The sequence below is a fragment of the Campylobacter sp. 2018MI34 genome (assembly GCF_016598975.1).
Classification (GTDB): Bacteria; Campylobacterota; Campylobacteria; order Campylobacterales; family Campylobacteraceae; genus Campylobacter_D.
In genome coordinates this window covers 1-20,963 of the sequence record NZ_JAENKS010000008.1, presented here as the reverse complement: position 1 = coordinate 20,963, position 20,963 = coordinate 1, and the positions used below count along the sequence as shown (strand labels likewise).

The 20,963-nt window shown below is 26.7% G+C and carries 23 protein-coding genes; 3 read left to right on the top strand and 20 right to left on the bottom strand.

Annotated elements, in window-relative coordinates:
* Positions 1-3 precede the first annotated feature (3 nt).
* Positions 4-1,791, top strand: a complete 1,788-nt coding sequence (locus JG676_RS03465; RefSeq protein WP_200169736.1) for a penicillin-binding protein 2 — start codon at positions 4-6, stop codon at positions 1,789-1,791.
* Here JG676_RS03465 and mnmG read toward each other — a convergent pair.
* The 4 genes from mnmG to JG676_RS03445 all read right to left on the bottom strand — a co-directional run bounded on the left by mnmG (position 1,785) and on the right by JG676_RS03445 (position 6,226).
* The gene (mnmG, locus tag JG676_RS03460; RefSeq protein ID WP_200217323.1) at positions 1,785-3,653 is read right to left on the bottom strand and encodes a tRNA uridine-5-carboxymethylaminomethyl(34) synthesis enzyme MnmG; all 1,869 of its coding nucleotides are present in this window, start codon (positions 3,651-3,653) and stop codon (positions 1,785-1,787) included. The two genes, JG676_RS03465 and mnmG, sit on opposite strands and share 7 nt — an antisense overlap.
* Positions 3,654-3,701: 48 nt before the next feature.
* Positions 3,702-4,199 (bottom strand): PAS domain-containing protein, encoded by a 498-nt coding sequence (locus JG676_RS03455; protein WP_200169653.1) that lies wholly within the window; start codon positions 4,197-4,199, stop codon positions 3,702-3,704.
* A gap of 17 nt (positions 4,200-4,216) precedes the next feature.
* Complete coding sequence (locus JG676_RS03450) at positions 4,217-5,590, bottom strand: methyl-accepting chemotaxis protein (RefSeq protein ID WP_200217322.1); 1,374 nt, start codon at positions 5,588-5,590, stop codon at positions 4,217-4,219.
* A 138-nt stretch (positions 5,591-5,728) separates the two neighbouring features.
* The gene (locus JG676_RS03445) at positions 5,729-6,226 is read right to left on the bottom strand and encodes a PAS domain-containing protein (RefSeq protein ID WP_200169650.1); all 498 of its coding nucleotides are present in this window, start codon (positions 6,224-6,226) and stop codon (positions 5,729-5,731) included.
* Positions 6,227-6,411: 185 nt separating this feature from the next.
* Between JG676_RS03445 and JG676_RS03440 the strand changes: the two genes are divergently transcribed.
* Entirely contained in the window at positions 6,412-7,800 is a 1,389-nt protein-coding gene (locus tag JG676_RS03440; protein ID WP_200169734.1) for a cation:dicarboxylate symporter family transporter, read from the top strand.
* On the opposite strand, the gene JG676_RS03435 is transcribed toward JG676_RS03440, so the two are convergent.
* A complete protein-coding gene (locus JG676_RS03435; protein ID WP_200169648.1) occupies positions 7,801-8,568 on the bottom strand; it encodes an inverse autotransporter beta domain-containing protein in 768 nt (255 codons plus the stop codon).
* Between the two features lie 114 nt (positions 8,569-8,682).
* Between JG676_RS03435 and JG676_RS03430 the strand changes: the two genes are divergently transcribed.
* Positions 8,683-10,209 (top strand): inorganic phosphate transporter, encoded by a 1,527-nt coding sequence (locus JG676_RS03430; protein ID WP_200169647.1) that lies wholly within the window; start codon positions 8,683-8,685, stop codon positions 10,207-10,209.
* Here the strand turns inward: JG676_RS03430 and mnmH are convergent.
* From mnmH to JG676_RS03360, 15 genes are all read right to left on the bottom strand, one after another.
* Positions 10,206-11,207: a tRNA 2-selenouridine(34) synthase MnmH gene (mnmH, locus tag JG676_RS03425; protein WP_200217321.1), complete on the bottom strand. Its 1,002-nt coding sequence runs from the start codon at positions 11,205-11,207 to the stop codon at positions 10,206-10,208. The genes JG676_RS03430 and mnmH overlap by 4 nt on opposite strands.
* On the bottom strand, positions 11,191-11,682 hold the full coding sequence (locus JG676_RS03420; RefSeq protein WP_200217320.1) for an HIT domain-containing protein: 492 nt from the start codon (positions 11,680-11,682) through the stop codon (positions 11,191-11,193). The genes mnmH and JG676_RS03420 overlap by 17 nt, the downstream gene beginning before the upstream one ends.
* Complete coding sequence (locus tag JG676_RS03415) at positions 11,682-12,368, bottom strand: indole-3-glycerol-phosphate synthase TrpC (RefSeq protein WP_200217319.1); 687 nt, start codon at positions 12,366-12,368, stop codon at positions 11,682-11,684. The genes JG676_RS03420 and JG676_RS03415 overlap by 1 nt, the downstream gene beginning before the upstream one ends.
* Positions 12,356-13,627, bottom strand: a complete 1,272-nt coding sequence (locus JG676_RS03410; protein ID WP_200217318.1) for a lipopolysaccharide assembly protein LapB — start codon at positions 13,625-13,627, stop codon at positions 12,356-12,358. Before JG676_RS03410 ends, JG676_RS03415 begins: the two co-directional genes overlap by 13 nt.
* A complete protein-coding gene (locus JG676_RS03405; RefSeq protein ID WP_200169638.1) occupies positions 13,600-13,974 on the bottom strand; it encodes a YkgJ family cysteine cluster protein in 375 nt (124 codons plus the stop codon). The genes JG676_RS03410 and JG676_RS03405 overlap by 28 nt, the downstream gene beginning before the upstream one ends.
* Positions 13,964-14,662, bottom strand: coding sequence for a tRNA1(Val) (adenine(37)-N6)-methyltransferase (locus JG676_RS03400; RefSeq protein WP_200217317.1), 699 nt, complete (start codon positions 14,660-14,662; stop codon positions 13,964-13,966). The genes JG676_RS03405 and JG676_RS03400 overlap by 11 nt, the downstream gene beginning before the upstream one ends.
* Positions 14,663-14,671: 9 nt before the next feature.
* The gene (locus JG676_RS09090) at positions 14,672-14,803 is read right to left on the bottom strand and encodes a hypothetical protein (protein WP_267904825.1); all 132 of its coding nucleotides are present in this window, start codon (positions 14,801-14,803) and stop codon (positions 14,672-14,674) included.
* Positions 14,804-14,811: 8 nt separating this feature from the next.
* Positions 14,812-15,579, bottom strand: coding sequence for a TSUP family transporter (locus JG676_RS03395; RefSeq protein WP_200169634.1), 768 nt, complete (start codon positions 15,577-15,579; stop codon positions 14,812-14,814).
* On the bottom strand, positions 15,569-16,333 hold the full coding sequence (locus tag JG676_RS03390; protein ID WP_200217316.1) for a TIGR02757 family protein: 765 nt from the start codon (positions 16,331-16,333) through the stop codon (positions 15,569-15,571). The genes JG676_RS03395 and JG676_RS03390 overlap by 11 nt, the downstream gene beginning before the upstream one ends.
* 128 nt (positions 16,334-16,461) lie before the next feature.
* The gene (gene flgK / locus JG676_RS03385; protein ID WP_200217315.1) at positions 16,462-18,288 is read right to left on the bottom strand and encodes a flagellar hook-associated protein FlgK; all 1,827 of its coding nucleotides are present in this window, start codon (positions 18,286-18,288) and stop codon (positions 16,462-16,464) included.
* 11 nt (positions 18,289-18,299) lie between these two features.
* A complete protein-coding gene (locus JG676_RS03380) occupies positions 18,300-18,734 on the bottom strand; it encodes a flagellar protein FlgN (protein ID WP_200217314.1) in 435 nt (144 codons plus the stop codon).
* A gap of 40 nt (positions 18,735-18,774) precedes the next feature.
* A complete protein-coding gene (locus JG676_RS03375; RefSeq protein WP_200169625.1) occupies positions 18,775-18,975 on the bottom strand; it encodes a flagellar biosynthesis anti-sigma factor FlgM in 201 nt (66 codons plus the stop codon).
* A gap of 68 nt (positions 18,976-19,043) precedes the next feature.
* Positions 19,044-19,370, bottom strand: coding sequence for a rod-binding protein (locus JG676_RS03370; protein WP_200217313.1), 327 nt, complete (start codon positions 19,368-19,370; stop codon positions 19,044-19,046).
* Entirely contained in the window at positions 19,370-20,416 is a 1,047-nt protein-coding gene (locus tag JG676_RS03365; RefSeq protein WP_200169621.1) for a flagellar basal body P-ring protein FlgI, read from the bottom strand. Before JG676_RS03365 ends, JG676_RS03370 begins: the two co-directional genes overlap by 1 nt.
* Positions 20,417-20,547: 131 nt before the next feature.
* On the bottom strand, positions 20,548-20,963 hold a 416-nt coding region (locus JG676_RS03360), incomplete at its 5' end, for a carbonic anhydrase family protein (protein WP_200217312.1).

Sequence of the window (20,963 nt, the reverse complement as noted above, 5' to 3'; positions counted from 1 at the left end):
TTGATACAAGAAAACAAGAGAAATAGAATATCAAAAGTTGCCTTTGCTTTTTGCATGGCACTTTTATTTATGATTATTTTTCTCATTTCAACTTTTTTTCTAACTTCAAAACGTCATATTCCAAACACAGAAAAAGATCAATATTCTCACGCATTAAGAGGAAATATTGTTACAAAAGATAATTTTACCATTGCATCATCGCGTCAAGTATATCGTGCTGAAATTGATCTTAGAAGCATTGATAAAGATAAATTTGATTTATTTTTAAAGCTTTTTCAAATTTATAGTGGAGCTAGCAATGAACAAATGCTTGATATTAGAAAAAGAATTCAAAACGCAAAGAAAAAAAGTTATAATTTTGTCCTTTTGCAAAACCTTGATTCAAAAAGAGCAAGCTATTTAAAAGAACTTGCTAAAAAACTATATATACAAGGATTTTTTAAAGCATTTAACAATAACAATCGTGTTGAAACTAGAGGTTTAAGTATTATTGAACATAGAGAAGATAGAATTTATATGTCAGCAGATACTTTAACTCCTGCTATTGGCTATACAAAAACTTTTTTAGATAAAGACAATAATATTTTAAAAAATATAGGTGTTAAAGGTTTAGAAAAATACTATGATGAATGTTTAAGTCCTTTACAAGATGAAAAAATTCAAGGTCTTAAAGATATAGGAGGGAATATTATTTTAAATTCTAACTCCTTGCAACAAAAAAAAATTAATGGTTGCGATCTTTATCTTAATGTTTCACTAAAACTTCAAAAAAATATAGAAAAGGCAATTGATCAAAGAAATGAAGAATTAAAAGCAAATGAAATTATTGTAGGGGTTATGGAAAGCAAAACAGGTAAAATACTAGCCCTTGCTAGCTCAAGAAGATATGATCCTAAAAACCGTAGCAAAGATTTATCTGTTTTAAATGCTAGTGCTATAGAATATGGCTATGAAGCTGGATCTGTTATTAAGCCATTTATTTTTGTAACAGCTTTAAGACTTAATAAAATTAAACTCGATGAAATCATTAATACTTATGGAGGGAAATATAAACTAGGACGTTTTATTATCAGCGATGATCATAGAAAAGATAAAATGAGTATGGAAGAAATTATTCGATATTCATCAAATATAGGAATGATTCAAATCGCTAAAAGATTAAATAATTTAGAAATTATTTCAGGACTTAGAATTTTTAAATTTGGAGAAAAAAGTGGTATAGATTTGCCTTATGAACAAAAAGGAGAGCTTCCAAATCCTAAAAGATTAAGAGATATAGAAAAATCTGTTTTAAGTTATGGATATGGTTTAAAAACTACTTTTATACAACTTCTTGGAGCTTATAATGTCTTTAATAATGATGGAATTTACATCACCCCAAAACTTGCAGATAAGTTTTATCAGAATGGACGTTTTATTAGCTTGGACGATGAAATTAAAAAAGAAAAAATTCTTTCAAATGAAGCAGCAAAAACTATGCAAAATATTTTAATTGACGTTATAGAAAAAGGAACAGGAAAAAAGGCTATGACACCTGGTATTATCATAGGAGGCAAAACAGGAACAGCAAGAATTGCAGAAAGACAAGGTTACACATCTAATCGCTACAATGCTTCCTTTTTTGGCTTTGCTAATGATGAAAATCATCGCTATACTATAGGGGTTTTAGTAAGAAATCCTACTAAGACTTATTATGCTGCACAAAGTGCTTTACCTATGTTTAAAGATGTTATTGATATTTTGATCAATGAAGATTTTTTAAAACCTATACAAAATAATTCTAATCAATAATTTTTTTTATCACTCTTTTTCATTTTAATATAAATATGTAAAATATCTAAAGCCGCTGGAGTAATACCACTAATCTTACTTGCTGCAAAAAGAGTTTGGGGTTTAAATTTTTCTAATTTTTCTACTACCTCATTACTTAAACCACTAATATTTCTAAAATTAAAGTCATTTGGAATTTTTAATTCATTTAAATTTTTCATTTTATTGATTTGTGCTTTTTGCATTTTAATATAATGATAATATTTGGCTTCACTTAAAATTTCTTGTAAAGAATACTCATCCATATCCTCAAAAATTGTATCAACTTTTCTAAGTTTTTCAATATTAAAACTTGATCTTGCAACGATTTTTTGCCAGTTTAATACTGAGGTGATTGACTCTTCTTTAATACTTGCTAAAAATTCATTATTTTCATTATTTGGGGTAAGTTCTTTTTCTAGTAAAAATTTTAAACCTTTATTCAAATTCTTATTAATATTTTCAATAAAACCAAAGTCTTTTTTACTTAGAAGCCCTAATTTAAAACCATATTTACCAAGTCTTAATATAGCATTTTCTTCTCTTAATAAAAGTCTAAATTCAGCCCTTGAAGTAAACATTCTATATGGCTCTTTTGTTCCTTTTGTTACCAAATCATCAATCAATACGCCTATATAAGCTTCATCCCTATCTAAAATAAAAGGTTCTTTTTTATCAATAGCTAAAACCGCATTTACCCCAGCCATAAAACCTTGAGCTGCAGCTTCTTCATAACCTGTTGTTCCATTAATTTGTCCAGCACAATACAAATTTTTAATTTTTTTAGTTTCTAAAGTATGATAAAGCTCCATTGGATCAATATAATCATATTCTATGGCATAACCAAAGCGCGTTATTTTGGCTTCTTCAAAACCTTTTATACTTCTTAACATTGCAATTTGCACCTCATATGGCAATGAGGTAGAAAAACCATTTATATAGTATTCATTTGCAGCTTTTGTCTGAGGTTCTATAAATAAATGATGACTTTCTTTATCGCCAAAACGATTAATTTTATCTTCTATAGAAGGACAATATCTTGGACCTATACCTTCAATCTGTCCAGTAAAAAGTGGAGCACGATAAAAATTATTTTTGATTATATCATGTGTTTTTAAATTTGTCCTTGCAATAAAACATGGAAGTTGAATAGGATTAAAATTTTTTGTTCTAAAACTAAAAGCTTTAGGAAATTTATCTCCGTATTGAATTTCTAAAAGATTAAAATCAATACTTTTAGCATCAACTCTTGGACAAGTTCCAGTTTTTAATCTTCCAATATTTAAATTAATTTTTTTTAAAGAATTCGCAAGTTTTATAGAAGAGTATTCCCCTACTCTTCCTGCTTCAATTTTTTTCTCCCCAATATGAATAAGTCCATTTAAAAATGTCCCTGTTGTTAAAATAATTTTTTTAGCAAAATATTCATTATTTAAATTTGTTTTAACACCAAGCGCTTGATTATTTTCAATAATTAAATCTACAGCCTGCTCTTGAGAAATATCTAAATTATCCAAACTTAAAAGTTTATTTCTAGCATAAATTCTATATGCATCCATATCAATTTGCGCTCTAGAACCTCTAACAGCTACACCCTTGCTTTCATTTAATATACGAAATTGAATTCCTGTTTGATCTGTAATTTCTCCCATCAAACCACCCATAGCATCAAGTTCTTTTACTAAATGTCCTTTAGCAAGCCCTCCTATAGCAGGATTGCAACTTGCTGCGCCAATTTGCTCAATAAGAGTAGTTAAAAGTAAGATTTTTTTACCCATTCTAGAAGCTGCTGCACTTGCTTCAATTCCTGCATGACCTCCGCCTATAACAATAATATCAAACATAGCTAACCTCTAAAATATGTTGAGTAAAAAAGAATCTTAAAAAACTATTTAAGATTCTTGAAGGTGAAACATAAGTTCATTATAAGTTTTATTTTGACTTTTACAAAATTCATCTAAAGTTTGCAAGCTTGCACTGATACCCTCTTTATCTTCAATTTTTAATAATTCATCATAAAATTTTTCAATTATATCAACAGCTTTTTTATTAGGTTTACGACGAACAGAATAATATCCTATAACTTTGTTTGCAATAGAATCAAATGATGGAGTAACATTTGCAAAAACCCAATAATAATCTCCATTTTTTGATTGATTTTTTACAAAAGCAAAAATTTCCTTTTTTTCTTTCATATAATTCCACAAGAGTTTAAAAACAGCTTTTGGCATAGAAGAGTGTCTTACTATATTATGAGGTTTATATAAAATTTCACTCATTGAAAAACCGGCATATTTTAAAAAATCGCCATTTGCATAAACTATTCTTCCTTGTAAATCAGTTTTTGAAGTTATCAAACAATATTGTGTTAAAAAAATCTCCTTTGACATTGTTATTCCTCTTTGAATTATACTTTTAATTTTTCTAAAATTTCTAAACTTTTTTGTTCTAAATTTTTAACATCATTAACAATTATATTATATGCATTCTGATCAATATATTCAAGACTTGATTCTTTAATTGCTTTTTGAGCATTATCTTTTATATACTCTTTTCCTTGATTTAATTCATTCTCTTTAATACATTCGTCAATAATGCTTTTAGCTCTGTCATCATTACAAAGATTTGAAATTGGATCAACACTTTCAAGATTAAATTGTTGAGCTCCATTAAGGTTAAGATAAATATTTGATTTATACAAAATATGATCTATTTTTACAGTTGAAAGTATAAGTCTTTTTGCAAATTCTACAAAATCTTTTCCTAAAGATAGACTATTCTCTTCAAGACGCTTAAATGCTTGAGAAAATTTATTAATTCTTTCTTCTGACTCACTCACAATACCAAATATTTGCTCACTACCTGATTGAATATTTGTAAAATCTTGCTGCATTGTCTGTATGGCAATTGAAATTTCGCTTGTAGATTTTTGAGTTCTCTCTGCTAGTTTTCTAACTTCATCGGCAACAACAGCAAATCCACGTCCGTGTTCTCCTGCACGTGCAGCTTCTATTGCAGCATTTAACGCTAATAAATTTGTTTGATCTGCTATATCTCTAATTACTTCTACAACAGAAGTGATATTTTGAGAATTTGCTACGAAAGTCTGCACAGTATCTTTACTTGAATTTACAACTTCTAATAAAGAACTCATAGAATTTTGTAAAGAATTCACTTCAGAACCACTTTGAGTTGCAGTTTGTGTTATAAAATCAACCATATCATAAACATTTTTCATAATACTTATATCTTGATTTAAAGAAGATGAAATTTCTGACATATCTTTATTTTGATTTGTAAGACTTAAATCCATTAAAGTTTTTGATAAAGCATTTTTGTATGCCAATTTAGAAGTAGCCTCTATACTTGATAAAACTTTATTAATAAATTCTATATTAGAAGCAAAAGTTCCCTTTAAACCCTCAGGAAGTGCTTTTCTATAAAATTCACCCTTTTGAGAACAAGAAATAGCAGTATTAATTTCTCTTAAATAAGCCTCTAAATTATCTATGGTATTATTCATATTATCAGCAATAATACCTAATTTTTTACTTTTGGTATTAGTATAAATAATTCTACCATCAAAATTACCCTCTCTTAACTCCCCAGAAAGTTGAAGCAATTTATCAATTATAACTTGTTCATTTTTATAGTAAAAAAACATATATATAAGCAATACTAAAGATAAAATTAAAATAGGGATTGCTATAAAAATACTTATAAAAGCTCCTAAAATTCCTAATATAACCGATAAAATAGAAAATATAAACCAATTTACCATTTTAAATCTATACTCCTATGAAAATTAATAAATTTTAAGATATTTTAAAAAGAATGATTTTTAAGCCAAATAGACTTATAATTTTTTAGAATTTTTGAAAAGGAAATTATATTAAAAACAAGATTAATTCTATCTTAATTATCTAAGATTTTCTTGCAAATCGAAAACTAACTGATTGTAACTGACATTATAAGATGAAACGATTTCTATCAAAGAATCTAATCCTGCCTTAATGCCTCCTTGCTTCTCTTTTTCTAAAATAGTTTTATAAACACTCTCTATGATAGGCAAAGCTTTGCGATTTGGAGCTCTTCTAACTGAATAATAATTAATTATCTTACCGCTAGAATTAAACGATGGGGTAACATTTGCAAAAACCCAATAATAATCTCCATTTTTTGCTTGGTTTTTTACAAAGGCAAAAATTTCTTCTCCTTTTTGTATGGTATCCCATAGACATTTAAAAACAGTTTTTGGCATATCTTGATGCCTTACAATATTATGAGGCTTTCCTAAAAATTCCTTAGTCTCATAACCAGCATATTTGGAAAAATCATCATTTGCATAAATAATATTTCCCTTAAGATCTGTTTTAGAAGTAATTAAAGCATCTTTTGATAAAAAAATCTCTTTCATAATAATTCACCTCTAAATTTTTGACGCATTATATCGTGTTTAATTAAAATAAAAATTAAATATTTTTATTAAAATAATATATATTTGAGAAAATAAGTAACACTTAAAAAAGAATTCATATTAAAATAATGCTAAGTATTTATTTTTCTGTTAAAATTTTTGAAGTTTTTTTAGAGGAGTTTATTTTGGAAACTTTGAGTCAAACATTGGTAAAAAGAAAACCACCTTTTTTAAAATCTTTAATAAAAAGTCTCGGTTTTTGGGTTATTATTGGCATCGTTGGAGGAGTTATACTTGGATATTTTAATAAAGATTTAGCTTTTGCTAGTAAAGGCGGAGTTGAATATTTTATTAAAACTTTAAAAATTTTAATTGGACCTATTATATTTATTACCATTGTATTGGGTATTATTAGTCTTGAAAATCTTAAAAAACTTGGTAGTATTGGTGTTAAATCTGTTCTTTATTTTGAAATAGTAAGCACTTTAGCTTTAGCTATTGGAATTTTTATGGCAAATATCATGCAACCAGGATCTGGAATGAATCTAGATCCAAAAACACTTGATTTAACTAAAGTTGAAAAATATGTAAATCAAACTCAAGAAATTAGCGCCAAATCAGAAATTATGCATATTTTAAAAGATGCAATTCCAACAGATATTATTAGTCCTTTTACAGAAGGAAAAACTTTGCAAGTTCTTATTATTGCTATTATTACAGCTTTAATTATTTCTTTAATGAAGCAAGAAGATAAACAAATAATACAAAAAACATTTGAAATTGCACAAAATTTTGTATTTAAAATTTTACAAATTGTAATGTATTTTAGCCCTATTGCAGCATTTTCCGCTATGGCTGTATTGATTGCACAATATGGCATTGAATCTTTAATTAATCTTGGTTATTTACTTTTTGTAATGCTTATTTCTTGTCTTGTCTTTATTTTTATTATTTTAGGTATTATTTGTTATTTAGTTAAAGTAAATATTTTTAAATTTATGCGTTTTATTTCTAGAGAAGTTTTAATTGTTTTTGCTACAAGTTCAAGTGAGTCAGCTCTTGCTCCTTTAATGAGAAAATTAGAAAAAGCAGGATTATCAAAAACAACAGTTGGATTAGTTTTACCAACAGGATATAGTTTTAATCTAGATTGTACAAATATTTATTTAGCAATGAGTCTAATCTTTTTAGCGCAAGCCTTTAATGTAAATTTATCTTTAAGTCATGAAATTAGTATTTTAATTGTTTTAATGATAGCATCTAAGGGGGCTGTTGGTGTTACTGGTTCTGGATTTATAGTTCTTGGAAGCACTTTAGCGGCATTAGGTGGTATGCAAATTCCGGAAGCAAATAATGGATTTGGTGGAACCTTAGCTGAAGTTTTACCTGTAGCTGCTATAGGAATTTTACTTGGAGTTGATAAATTTATGTCAGAAATGAGAGCTGTGGGCAATCTTTGCGGAAATAGTGTTGCAGCTTTAATTGTAAGTATATGGGATAAACAAATCGATAGAGAAAAATTTAAATATGCTCTAGATCACCCTGAAGAATTTCGTAATGCTGGAATGTATTAGTTATCTTTTGAGGAAATCATAACGTTGAACTTCCTCAAAAATATCATTATTTTTTTTAAGCTGTTTAAAAAAACTTTTATTCAAATCAATCTTAAAACCTAATTGCAAAATTCTATCTTCACTTTGATCCAATTCTCTAAAAATAAAATTTAAATTAAAAATACTATAAGGAGAATAAGATACTTTATAATCAATATTTTCTTCGTTTTTATTTATATCAAAATAAAAATAATCATAATTTGGAATAGTAAAACTTACCCCAAGTTGAATGTTACGTTTTGCTTGATCAAAATAATAATAGTTTGTATAAGCTTTTAAAAAATTACTATAACCAAATTCTCCCCCGAAACTGACATCTTTTTGCTCTTTTTTTCTATCGATAAAACTATTAACACCAATTAAAAAATTATCTTGCTTATAGCGATTAATCAATCCACCAGAATAATTATAATTATCTTCACTCACATAAAGTTCTTTTTGAAATAACAAAGAAATATTTTTATATTCATATAAAGAATTTAAATTTTTAATTTTTACATTCCCATTGTTAAAATTCAAATCATCCCAAGTTTTATCAATGCCATTTTTATTTTCCAAGACATTAGACAACAAAGAACTAAAAGAATCTTTAAAATTTATATTATATTCTGGTGTTTTTATTTTTTTTTGAGAAATATTAAAATCGAATTTCTTCCATTGATTATTTGGGTTAGATCCTGCTAAAACATTTATAGTGCATATTACTACAATTAAAAATACTCTTTTCATCATTATCCAAAATAAAATAAAAAACATTATAAAAAAATAAAACAAATTAAAAGTAAAATAAGAAAAATTTGCTAAACTTCAATTGCGATCGCAATTTAATTTTAAGGATTTTGTTTGAAAAAGGATAATATTGTTGCTTCTGGCATATTTATTATTAGTATTGTTGTCTTTTTTGTTTGGGGGAGTTATTATATCTCTAATGATCATTTAATACTCTTTATTCTTGCAAGTATTTTTGGAATTTTTATGGCTTTTAATATTGGTGGAAATGATGTGGCTAATTCTTTTGGTACAAGCGTTGGCGCAAAAACCATTACCATAAAACAAGCTCTAATAATAGCCGCTATTTTTGAATTAAGTGGAGCTATTTTTGCAGGTGGAGAGGTTACAAAAACCATTCGTTCAAATATAGTAAATTTTTCACAAGATTTAAATCCTATGCTCTTTGTATCTATTATGTTGGCAGCTCTTATAAGCTCTGGAACTTGGATTTTTATTGCTACAAAAAAAGGGCTTCCTGTTTCAACGACTCATAGTATTATAGGAGGAATTGTTGGTGCTAGTATTATGATGGGAATGATATATTTTGATGGTGAACAAACTCTTTCTATGGTAAAATGGAGTGGAATTTTAAAAATTGCTATTAGCTGGGTTATTTCTCCTCTTTTAGGTGGTTTAGTAGCTTATTGCATTTTTAGCTACATAGATAAAAAAATTCTTAAACCTTCTAAAAACTTAAATGATCAAATTAAAAATATAAAAAAAGAAAAGAAAAAATTCAAAGAAGAATATTTTCAAGCTCTTAAAAACAAATCTCAAGATGAGCAAATCAAAGAATTAAGCTTGATCGTTTTAGATGATGGAGAAAAGGAAAAGAGTTTTTATAAAAATCAAATTAAAAATTTTAAAGAAAAAGAAAAAGCTATTGATATTTACTCTGTTTTAAAAACTCATATGCCTATAATAGGTTGCTTGAGTGCTATTATTATTTCCGCTATGTTTTTATTTAAAGGTTTAAATAATGTTAGCACATTAGATATTTTACAAAATGTATGGATTATAGGAATATTAGGTATTGTTGCATATATAGTTACTTTTGCCATTGTAAAAATTGTAAGAAAAACAGAACTAAATAAAACAACTAATAGGATTTTTGCATGGCTTCAAATTTTTACTGCTTCAAGTTTTGCTTTTTCACACGGTGCAAATGATATAGCAAATGCCATTGGACCTTTTGCTGCTATCTTAGACGTTTTAAAAAATAATACAATCAATGCAAATTCTCCAGTTCCTTTTGCTGCTCTTTGTATGTTTGGTGTAGCTTTAGTAATAGGACTTTGGTTTTTAGGAAAAGAAGTGATAAGAACAGTTGGTTCTAAACTCACAAAAATTAAACCAACAACAGGATTTAGTGCAGAACTTGGTGCAAGTTTGGTTATACTTCTTGCTACAGGGCTTGGTATCCCAGTAAGTTCAACTCATATTTTAATAGGGGCAATTTTAGGCATAGGTCTTTATAATAAAAATGCAAATTGGTCTCTTATGAAGCCTATAGGTTTAGCTTGGGTGATTACTTTACCTGCAGCGGGACTTATGGCGGCTATTGTTTTTGTTATTTTTAAATTTGCATTAGGGCTTTAATCTAAAGAATCTTTTAAATTGAATAAATTTAAAAGATTCTCTTTTGCTTGCAAAATATCATCTGTATTTAATATAAAATCAATATTTTTAGGTTTTTTATAAACTTTATCATAATATTCTAAAAGCATAACAATAACCCTTCTTAAATCACCTCTATCATAAGAACTTAACAAATCAAGACGTAAATTCATACTAATATAAGGTGTAATTTTTTCTATAGCTTTCTTAAATTTTAAAGGTGTTATTTTCGATTTATAAAATTTTTCTATTCGTAAAATACGATTTTCCAAAGAGCAAAAACAATAAATTTTAAAAGAATTTTGCATAGCTTCATATAAATTTAAAGGTAAAATAATATCTCCTATCCTTCTACTTTCAAGTTCAATAAAAGCCTGATTTTTAATATTTTTAAAATTCTCAAAAAGCATAGTTTCAAAAAATTTTTGATTTGGCTGCTCTCCCAAAATCGATCCAAAAACTGAACCTAAATGATTAGCTAGTTTTTCAAGATTAATACTTTGAGGTAATAATTCTAAAAGTTCTGTTTTTCCACATCCTGTATTACCACAAAGCGATAAAAGTTTAAAATTGAGTTGTTTGGAAAAATAATTATTTAAATACGATCGATAGGCTTTATAACCTCCTTTTAATCTAACCACGCGATAACCAAGTTCTGATAAAATAATGCTCACACTTTTAGAGCGCATTCCTCCTCTAGCACAATATACTCCAATCAAAGATTTTAATGGAAACTCTTTATATAATTCTAAAATATGTTTTGCCATATTATTGCAAATATAGCTTGCACCCTTGATTTTAGCCAAAGATTGATTTTTAGTATATAAAATACCTATCTCTTCAAATTCTTCATTATTTAATGCATAAAAATTTTTGGCTCTAAAAATGTGGGAATAAATAAATTCTCTAGGGCTTCTTGCATCAATCAAACAATCAAAATTTTGCTTATCAAATTCCTGAAATTCAAACTCTTGAAACATTATTAAAAGCTGTTGCTATTTTTTCGTAATTTTTTTTAAAATCACTTCCATAAACTCTAGTTTCTCCTATTGTTGTAATAAAATTGGTATCCCCGCTCCAACGTGGCACGAGATGATAATGACAATGCATTGCAATCCCAGCTCCAGCGTCTTTGCTTAAATTCATACCTATATTAACCCCGCTAGCATTTAATTCTTGTTTTAAAATTTTAACACCAACTCTTACTAAATCACTCATTTCTTGCCAAATTTCATTTTTTAAATTTTCTATATGCTCCTCGTGTATATAAGGAACTATCATAAAATGTCCTACAGAATAAGGATAAGCATTCATCACACCAAAGCAATATTTTGCTCTAAAAATAACTCCTAATTCTTCATCACTTTTAATTTTATTCGCACAATCACAAAAGACACAACTTTGTTTTTTATGATTAAAATATTCCTGACGCCAAGGTGCATACAAATATTGCATTATTTATCCTTACAAAAAACATCAATTCCTAAATTTTGATATTTTTCTATCTCATTTTTTTCTATCATATTACAAGCTAAAATAATTTTAGAATTAGGAATTAAAGAAATTATTTTTTTATAAGATACTTCATTAAAGGTTTGCAAAAAATAAATTCCTAAAATATCCGCTCCAGCAAAAATTGCCTTACTTAAATCTTCTTTATCACTAATTAAAACTAAAGCCTCAAGTCCTAAGTATCTTGTAAATTCAAGTAATCTTTTAAGTTCTTTTAAATTTAAAAATTTAGCACTAAGCAAAATAAAATCTGCTCCATAAACTAAAGATTCAAGAATTTGATATTCATCAAAAATAAGCTGTTTATTGAGCAAAGGAAGCTTAAGATAACGTCTTATTAAACTTAAATTTTGAAGATTTTGGGGTTGTAATTCAATACATAAAGCACAATTAGCTTTATCTTTTTCTAAATCCAAAGCTTGTTGTAAAAGTTTTTCTTCTTTTTCTTCTTTTATAATAGGCATAAATTTTATTTCATTATTGCTTCTTTGTAGATTTTTTTTCACTTCTTTTGGAAAAAAGGGATTTGAAGCTAAAGATCTTCCTAGCATATCATAAGGAAAAATTTTCTTTCTTTTTTCAAGCTCTATCTTGCTTTCATTTATTATTTCATCTGTTATTTTAAACATTCTTTAATCGCTTTAATATGATCTTTACTTTCTTTTGAATTTGAAAACTCTTTATCAACAAAAGTTTTTTCCAAAAACTCCCAAGCTTTTTTGCAATCTTTTAATTTATAATAACCCCAAGCAAGTGAATCAATATAATATAAATTATTTGGTTCTTTTTCTAGGGCAAGTTTTACTAAATATATCCCTTTTTCAATATCTATATCATTATCAATTAATAAATATCCATAATAATTTAAATATAAAGCATTACTATTATAATCTATTCCTTGTTCGAATTTTTTTGCTACAGATAAAACTAAACTTGGAGTTATTTTTTTATCTAAACTCGCTTGTTCAAATTCGAAAACGGCAGCACGCATAAGATATTCTTTATTTCCACTTTGCTCATACATTTTTAAACTTAAATTTTTAGCTTCATTAAATTTTTTAAGATCTTGATATAAAAAGATTTTAATATCATTATCTAAATCATATTCTAAAGCTAAATCTAGTGCCTCTTGTTTTTTTTGCTCTTTATTTAAAATATCAAGCAAAGAATAAATAAAACTTTTATTATTGCTTATTTTATAAAGATCGATATAAATATTTTCAAGCAAATCAAATTTCTTTTCATCATTATAAATTTTAGCTAAAACTGAACAAGTTTTTAATGTGCAACCATTTTTTTGACGCCATTGTTCAAGAAATTTTTTAATGCTTTTAGTATCATCTAAAATTGCATAAGTGCTGATAATTTTAAATAAAAAATCTTCTGTTGGATTTTGTTCATAAGCTAATTTGTAATATTTTAAAGCATTGATAAAATCTTTTTTTTGCACAAATAAATCGCCATAAAGTTCCAAATTTCTAAGATCATTAGAATTTTTAGCCAAAAGTTCGTTGATTAATTTTTGCGCTCTATTAAGCTCTAAACTTTTTAAAGCATAAAAAGCACTAAGTCTTTTAAGATTATCATTTTCATCTACATAAACTCTAGCAATATTGTCAATTTCTTTAATATCATTTAAATTATTTGCCAATGTCAAAAAATAAGCATTTTGTAAAAAAACAACATCTTTATATTCTTTAAAAAGATCTAAAAATATATCTCTAGATTTTTTATAATCATTAAAATACTCATAATTTAAAGCACTAAGAATCTGCATATCAAGCTTATTACTTTTTTGCTCTTCATAATCTTTAAAAACTACTTGGTTTTTATTTGCACAAGCTGTTAAAAAAATAGTTATTAAGATAAATAATAAATTCCTATACATTCTTTTTGCAATTCCTCTTTATGAAATTTAAAATATTTCCAAAATGGAAATGTTTTACACTGATTAGGTCTTAATTCATAAATACTACAATTTCTTTTCTTTTTATCAAAGAAAATACAAGCATATCCTTGTTCAAATTCAACTTCTTTTAAACTATATCTTAAGCCAACTTTTTTTATAAATCGTTCCATAAACTGCTTGTTATCTAGCTTTAAATAATCACTAAGAAGGTTTATTTCATCATTATTTATAAAAATATTCCCACTTTCTCCAGTGCAACATTTCCCGCCACATTTAGCACAAGCATTCTCATCAAAAGCATAAGGAAAATCTTTTTCATATATCATAACTTTTTATCCCAAACCTTAAGCAAATTTCATTCATTTTATCACTTAAGTGATTATTTTCATACATTAAAAAAGGAGCTAAAATTTCACAAGAACTTTTTACTCCTTTTCTTGCTTTAATCAAAACTAATCTTGACTTTGATTTAATATCTTTATGAACACAACAAATTTTAATAATTTTTATATTATTTTTCTCCAATAAAGCACAAATTTCACTTAAAGCTATGCTTTCATAGCAAAAATATAAAATTCCTTGCGGTTTTAATAAATGATAGGATTTTTCAATAAAAACCTCTAAAGGTAAAAATTCTCTAAATTTGCTTATATTTTTATGGATATTATTGCTAAGTTGTGCCCCTTGTCTGTAAAAAGGAGGATTACTAACAATAAAATCAAATTTTTTTAAAGAATTAAAATTTTTAAAATCCTCGCAAAATACCTCAGCTTCCAAAAAATTATATTCTAAGTTTTTTTTAATAAGTTTTATATTTTCTTTTTGAATATCTAATAAATTTAAACTCAAACTAGGAATATTTTGTTTCAATAATATTCCTATAATACCACAACCACTACCAACATCTAAAACTTCAGATTTTATACCTTCTTTTAATATAAAATCTACAAGCAATAAAGAATCACTATTGTAACGATAGCCTTCTTTGTATTGAAAAAAATGCAAAAGCTCCAAACTATATCCTTAATGAGTTGGAATTTTAACTATCTTCTTTTTATCTATTTGTTGTTTTTTAGAAATATTTTGTTCAAAATTAATAAAATCTTTTGCAAAAAGCAAAGAAGAAAAAAACATTAAAAAGATAATTTTATACATAAACGCCTTCATTTTATAAAATAATCCCAAGATACTTTTATGATAGTTAAAGCAACAACAACTAAAAATAAAATTTTTATAAAATGTCCTTTAGTTTTTAGAACAAGTTTTGAACCTAAAAATGCACCTATAATTTGACCAAATCCCATTAAAAAACCTATATCCCATAAAACTTTATATTGCCAAATAAAAATAAAAAGAGCAACAATATTGCTAGAAAAATTTAAAATTTTAGTATTAATACTAGCCTGTTTCATGCTAAAACCCAATAAAAAGACACAAGCAAAAATCCAAAATGATCCTGTTCCTGGTCCCAAAAAACCATCATAAAAACCCAAAGTTAATCCGCAAATAATATGAAAAACTTTGATATTTTTAATCTTTGCTTTGCTTTGTTCTTTTCCAAAATTAGGCTTGAATGCAATATATAAAAAAGTAAAAGTTAAACACACTAATATTATAATTTTTAAAGAATCATCTTCAATAAATAAAACACCATAACTTCCGATAGCTGCACCAATAGCTGTAAAACAAACTCCCCAAATTAAATGAGGTAAAGTAGTTGATTTATAATACGTAAAAGCAGCAGTTAAAGATCCAAAAACACTCTGAAGCTTATTAGTTGCTATAGCCAAATGCGGTGAAATTCCACAAGCAAGGAGAGCAGGTATAGTTATAAGACCCCCGCCACCTACAATAGAGTCAATAAATCCTGCAAAAATAGCAACAAACAAAAGCACAAAATAATAAAATATATCAAAATTTTCAATTCCCATACTTTAAAATCTCCTTACTTTGCCCTAATCTATAAAGAGCAAAATCATATTTTACAGGATCATAAAAATCAAATTCTTTGAGTTTATTTGTTAATTCTAACACACTTTTAAAATCATATACTTTACGCTTAATAAGTCCTAAAGCAATCGAGGTTTTAAAAGTATGTATATCTAAAGGCATTAATAGATCTTTAGTATGAATTTTATCAAAAAGTCCCATATCAAGATTATCTTTTCTTACCATCCATCTTAAAAACATATTATAACGTTTTAATGGTGATTTTGGAATATTTTCAAAGCTTTTAGAAAAGAAAAAAGTATATCCATAACTTTCATAATTATTAAGCATTTTTACTTTCTGTATAAAAACTAAAATAGCATCTAAAATATTTTCTTCTTTTTGATAAGCTTTAGTAAATAATTCATTAAGAGAAATTTCTTGTTTTAATCTTCTAAAAGTAATAAAAATCTGAACAATATCTTGCTCATTTTGAAAACGATATTTTAATTTTTTACATTTTTTGTGAATTTGTTCTTCGTTTAAATTAATTAAATTAAAATCAAGCTTTTTTAAAAAATTAAGCATATTTTTTGCATTTCCATAAGAAAATAAAGCACAAATTAATGCTATAAATTCATCATTATATATTTTGGCAACTTGAAGAGGATCAGGAGCACTAAATAAAGCTTTAGAATTATTCTTTTCTCTTGCTAATTCATCTAGCTTGATTTTAAGATTAATTAAATTTTGCATTAAAATCCTTTATTTATTCTAATTTAAATTTTTTAGAAAGCCGAAAATTAAAACAATAAAAATAAAAGAATTTTTAAAGATTAAAGAAATTTGACAAAAAATAAAAAGTCAAATTTCAAAATTAATATTTAAGATTTAAGTCCTAATAAAGTATCAAGCATCTGATCAACAGTACTAACGATTTTTGCTGCTGCTCCATAACTTGATTGATATTGTATTAAAGCTGCTAATTCTTCGTTGGTATTTACACCACATTTTGACTGATATTCTGTATAAACAGAATTATATAAGGTAGTATTACTTGCAAGAACAACTTCATTATTTTCTCCATCACTTGCAATTTTACCTGTAAATTTTCTATAATATTCTTCTAAAGTTAGTTTATCAATAGTCCCATCATCATTATAAAAATTTACTTTATCGTATTGAAGCTGTATAATTTTATTCGCCATGTCATTACCACTATCAACACCACTTAAACTTGCTCTTAAAGTACTAGGATCATTTAAAATGCTATCTTTAACAGAAATATTCCCAGCATTATTTCCACTAAAAAATCCTCCTATACTAAAAGCTCCTGCGAAATTTGTCCCTTTATCTTCAATAGCTACCTTAAACCCTGATTTTGCATTGATTTGAAACAATCCACTATCGCTTTTTGGATCATAGCTAAAACTTGCATTAATATAATCATCTACATCATCTTGGTTATTATGATTGCCATTATCATCGGAGTTAAAATTTATCTGTTTTATCAAATCTTCCATAGTAGTATTAACATCTATGGTAATAGTTTTTGTAGCTTTTTTATCTCCTTTTTCATCATAAATAACAATATCAAAACTTCCAGGCTGTATGGTTCTATCATAATTCATTAAAGGTATATTAGATTGCAAACCGCTAATATAATCAGAAGTCATCGAATTTTTTGCAGAACTCGCATATAAATTATTTGTTTCATTGATTAAAGTCTTAGCAAAAGTATCTAAAGAGTCCATATAACCTTGAAGAATCCCATTTTCATATTTTCCTTCTAGTTTATTATAATCTCTACCACGAAGATCAAGTTGTGCTCCAAGTTGACCTCCTTTAATCTTTCCAGTTAAATCACGAATTTTCTCATCTGCGGTTTCATAATAAATACTATAAGATTTATTTTTATCATCATAATCAAGTTTTAAAGGATGAAAATTTATTCCATCTACTATAGTAAAACCTTCTATGCTAAGGTTATATTGATGTCCAGGATCTGTAACTGTTTGATCAAAACGATTGTCTTGATTGATAGGATTTTTGGAAGCAACACTATCTACTAATTTCGAAAGAGTTAGTTCTAACTCATCTCTTCTATCTCTTAATTCATTGGCATGCTCTGTAGTTAAGGCTTCTTGTCCATAAATTTGTTTATTAATTGTTGCAATTTCTTCACCAATACGATTGATCTCATCAACTGTTGATTTTATATCATCATTGACTTTTTGTTGCATTTTTCCCAAAGTAACAAAAGTATTATTTAAACTTTCTGTTAAAGTTTGAGTAGCTTTAACAAGAGCTACTTTTGTTGCATTCTCGTTTGGGTTTGAAGCAAAATCATTCCAAGCTTTATTATAATTTTCCAAATCTTTTAAAATTCCAGTTGATTGTAAATCTGGAAATCTCTGAGATACTTCTTTTAATGTATCTCCTAAATATTTTGTATATTCAAGTTGCGTTGAAGCATTTTTTAGTTTGTAATAAGAATATTCATCATGCAAGCGAATAATACTATCAACACTCGTTCCAGTGCCAACCTGTACTCCTCCTGTTGTATAAAATCCATTGGTTGTTTGAACAACTCTTTGACGTGTATAAAAAGTGCTATTAGCATTTGAAATATTATTACTTGTTGTAGCAATTTGAACTTCACTTGCTTTTAAACCTGTTACCCCTGTATGAAGCGTAGAAAAAATACCCATTATATAACCCTTTAAACATTTATTTTAAAAAATGATTCTGGTGTAGTTTTTTTATCTCCATAAGCATTATTTGTTCCATTATTTGCATCAAACATTTTATTAAGCAAACCATCTAAAAAATCTTTAACAATTAAAACAAATTTTGCATATTCTTTATTTTTTGTATAAAGAGCTTGAAGATTATTTTTAAGTTGATCAAGTTTTTGTTTATCTTCTTCATCAAGCATTTGAGATAATCCTGCCGTAGAACTATTATTAAGAGTAATAAGAGCTTGATCTAATTCTTTTTTAGCTTGATTAAATTCTATTATTAGCTTATTTTTTTCTTCCACGCTTAAAGAAACGCTTTCATGTTTAGCAACTTTAATATTTTCTATATCTTCAGTAGTTAGAGAAATTAACTTCTCTAAAATCGTATTAACTTTATCTAAATGTTTTTTTATCATTTTTCTCTCCTTTTTTACTCAAAAAAAGAAGAGAAAAAAGCTAGATTAAAGAATCTGCAATAGCACTTGCTGTAGCTTTTAAATCGATTTTATATTCTCCATTTTTAATTTGCTCAGCAATTTTAGCAACTTTTTCATTTTCTGTTTTTTGAGTATTATCTAATTTTATTTTTTTATCTGATTTATTTGTATCTATGGTAGCAATACTACTAAGATAACCTTGTTTTACTGGATTTATCATTTTTGCCTTCCTTGTTAAAATGGATTTTACAATTTCCTATAAGGCATATCGGATAAATCTAAAAAAAATTAACTCCTTTCTTTTAAAAAATCATATAATAATTTAGAAAATCCGAGTCCGCCACTTAAAGCCTTGCTCATAGCATCATTATACATTGATGAATATATCTCATCACTTGCATCTTTTCCAAAAAGTGAATTTTGGTTTTTTAGCGAAATATCAAGAACAGACTTAACCAAAAAAGCTTCAAAAGCATCTGTTTGCTCTTTTAAGGCTTGATCTTGTGGTGTTTTTGCAACAACTTCGTTATCTTTTACTCTAGCCTCAAAAGGTTTTTTCAAATCATAAACTTGACCTGACATATTATAAGTATTTAAGAAATTATCAATTTTCATTATATAATCTCCAAATCAGCATTAATAGCACCTGCTCTTTTCAAATTTTCCATAATAGCTATAATATCATTTGGACTAGCACCCAATTTATTAAGCATTCTTGCTATATTTGCTACAGTTGTTTTTGAACTATTAATCCTTAAAGTATTAGAATTTGGATCAACGATTCCCCCATCCTTCATATCAATCTCATTACCAGCTAAAGGTGTAGTATTATTAGGATCAATTTTAATGGTAATATCTTTATGAGTGATTAAAATAGGTTCAACTTCTACATCAACCCCTGCAATAACTGTTCCAGTTCTTTCATCAATTATAACTTTATTTTGCGGAGTATAAGAAATATCTTGTTCTAAAACTTTAGCCATAAATTCTACATTAGAAAGATCTTCAGGTTTATTTAATTTTATCGTTCTTGAATCAACAGCTTTTGCAACATTTTCTTCAAAAACAGTATTTAAAACTCTTTCTATATCATTAGCTGTTTTAAAATCTGCTGTTTTTAAGCTTAGAGTTAAATTATTACTTTCATTAAAATTTTGAGGAATTTCTCTTTCAACATTAGCTCCACCTATAACTGTAGCGGCAGTAGAATGAGATCCTGCTGCTCCAGGTCTTGGAGCTAAACCACCTACAGATAAAGAACCTTGTGCTATAGCATAAATTTCTCCATCAATTCCTCTTAAAGCCGTAAGTAAAAGAGTTCCACCTTGTAAGGATTTAGCATCTCCTAACGATGAGACAGTTACATCAAGTTTATCTCCACTTTTTGCAAAAGCAGGAAGCTTGGCAGTTACCATAACTGCTGCTATATTTTTTGATTTAATATTATTTGGATCAACTTTTATATTCATACCTTGCAAAAGATTTGAAACAGATTGAAGAGTAAATTTAGAACTTGTTCCATCTCCACTCCCATTAAGTCCAACAACCAAACCATAACCTATAAGTTGATTATCTCTTACTCCGACGGTATTAGCAATATCCTTAATTTGAACCGCAAAAGCACTAGCGATAAAGAGTAAAAAAAGTGCCAAAACTCTCATTGATTATTCCTTTAATCTATAACTTACTATACAAAAAGCAAGAAGTGTTCCAAGTTTTATATTTAGTAAAATAGATTAAGCAATCAATAAATAAAATTTTATAAACTACTGATTAGCTGATCAGTAAAAAATCATTCTTTATAATATTTAATTATTCTATTATTTAAAGTTTGTAAAGCTCTTGCATTATTTTTTAATAATTTTTGAAATTCTAAAACTTGAGCTTTTGATAATTCTAAAGGATACTCCATAACTATCCATTCTACGCCTTCTGTATAAGGTTTAGTTGTTAAAGAACCTTCAAAATTAAAATAAGATTTATTTTTAGGTAATAAAGTTTTCAAATCTAATTTTTGATTCTTTTTAATCTCTTTTATATTTTTTAAAATTTGTTTTAAAGTTAAATTTTCTCTTCCCTCTTTAAATAAAACTCCTATAACTAAAATTTGATTTAAAGAATTTTTATGCACAAAATGAAGTTCTAAGGGATATTTAATATTATTTATAGCATTTTCAGAGGGAGTATGAAAATGAAATTCTTTCAAAG

What these genes read in the sequence shown, in the direction of transcription:
- mnmG (WP_200217323.1), bottom strand. Translation starts at nt 3,653, where the DNA reads ATGTTTGATATTATTGTTATAGGCGGAGGTCATGCAGGAATTGAAGCA.
- JG676_RS03455 (WP_200169653.1), bottom strand. Translation starts at nt 4,199, where the DNA reads ATGTCAAAGGAGATTTTTTTAACACAATATTGTTTGATAACTTCAAAA.
- JG676_RS03450 (WP_200217322.1), bottom strand. Translation starts at nt 5,590, where the DNA reads ATGGTAAATTGGTTTATATTTTCTATTTTATCGGTTATATTAGGAATT.
- JG676_RS03445 (WP_200169650.1), bottom strand. Translation starts at nt 6,226, where the DNA reads ATGAAAGAGATTTTTTTATCAAAAGATGCTTTAATTACTTCTAAAACA.
- JG676_RS03435 (WP_200169648.1), bottom strand. Translation starts at nt 8,568, where the DNA reads ATGAAAAGAGTATTTTTAATTGTAGTAATATGCACTATAAATGTTTTA.
- mnmH (WP_200217321.1), bottom strand. Translation starts at nt 11,207, where the DNA reads ATGTTTCAAGAGTTTGAATTTCAGGAATTTGATAAGCAAAATTTTGAT.
- JG676_RS03420 (WP_200217320.1), bottom strand. Translation starts at nt 11,682, where the DNA reads ATGCAATATTTGTATGCACCTTGGCGTCAGGAATATTTTAATCATAAA.
- JG676_RS03415 (WP_200217319.1), bottom strand. Translation starts at nt 12,368, where the DNA reads ATGTTTAAAATAACAGATGAAATAATAAATGAAAGCAAGATAGAGCTT.
- JG676_RS03410 (WP_200217318.1), bottom strand. Translation starts at nt 13,627, where the DNA reads ATGTATAGGAATTTATTATTTATCTTAATAACTATTTTTTTAACAGCT.
- JG676_RS03405 (WP_200169638.1), bottom strand. Translation starts at nt 13,974, where the DNA reads ATGATATATGAAAAAGATTTTCCTTATGCTTTTGATGAGAATGCTTGT.
- JG676_RS09090 (WP_267904825.1), bottom strand. Translation starts at nt 14,803, where the DNA reads ATGTATAAAATTATCTTTTTAATGTTTTTTTCTTCTTTGCTTTTTGCA.
- JG676_RS03395 (WP_200169634.1), bottom strand. Translation starts at nt 15,579, where the DNA reads ATGGGAATTGAAAATTTTGATATATTTTATTATTTTGTGCTTTTGTTT.
- JG676_RS03390 (WP_200217316.1), bottom strand. Translation starts at nt 16,333, where the DNA reads ATGCAAAATTTAATTAATCTTAAAATCAAGCTAGATGAATTAGCAAGA.
- flgK (WP_200217315.1), bottom strand. Translation starts at nt 18,288, where the DNA reads ATGGGTATTTTTTCTACGCTTCATACAGGGGTAACAGGTTTAAAAGCA.
- JG676_RS03380 (WP_200217314.1), bottom strand. Translation starts at nt 18,734, where the DNA reads ATGATAAAAAAACATTTAGATAAAGTTAATACGATTTTAGAGAAGTTA.
- JG676_RS03375 (WP_200169625.1), bottom strand. Translation starts at nt 18,975, where the DNA reads ATGATAAATCCAGTAAAACAAGGTTATCTTAGTAGTATTGCTACCATA.
- JG676_RS03370 (WP_200217313.1), bottom strand. Translation starts at nt 19,370, where the DNA reads ATGAAAATTGATAATTTCTTAAATACTTATAATATGTCAGGTCAAGTT.
- JG676_RS03365 (WP_200169621.1), bottom strand. Translation starts at nt 20,416, where the DNA reads ATGAGAGTTTTGGCACTTTTTTTACTCTTTATCGCTAGTGCTTTTGCG.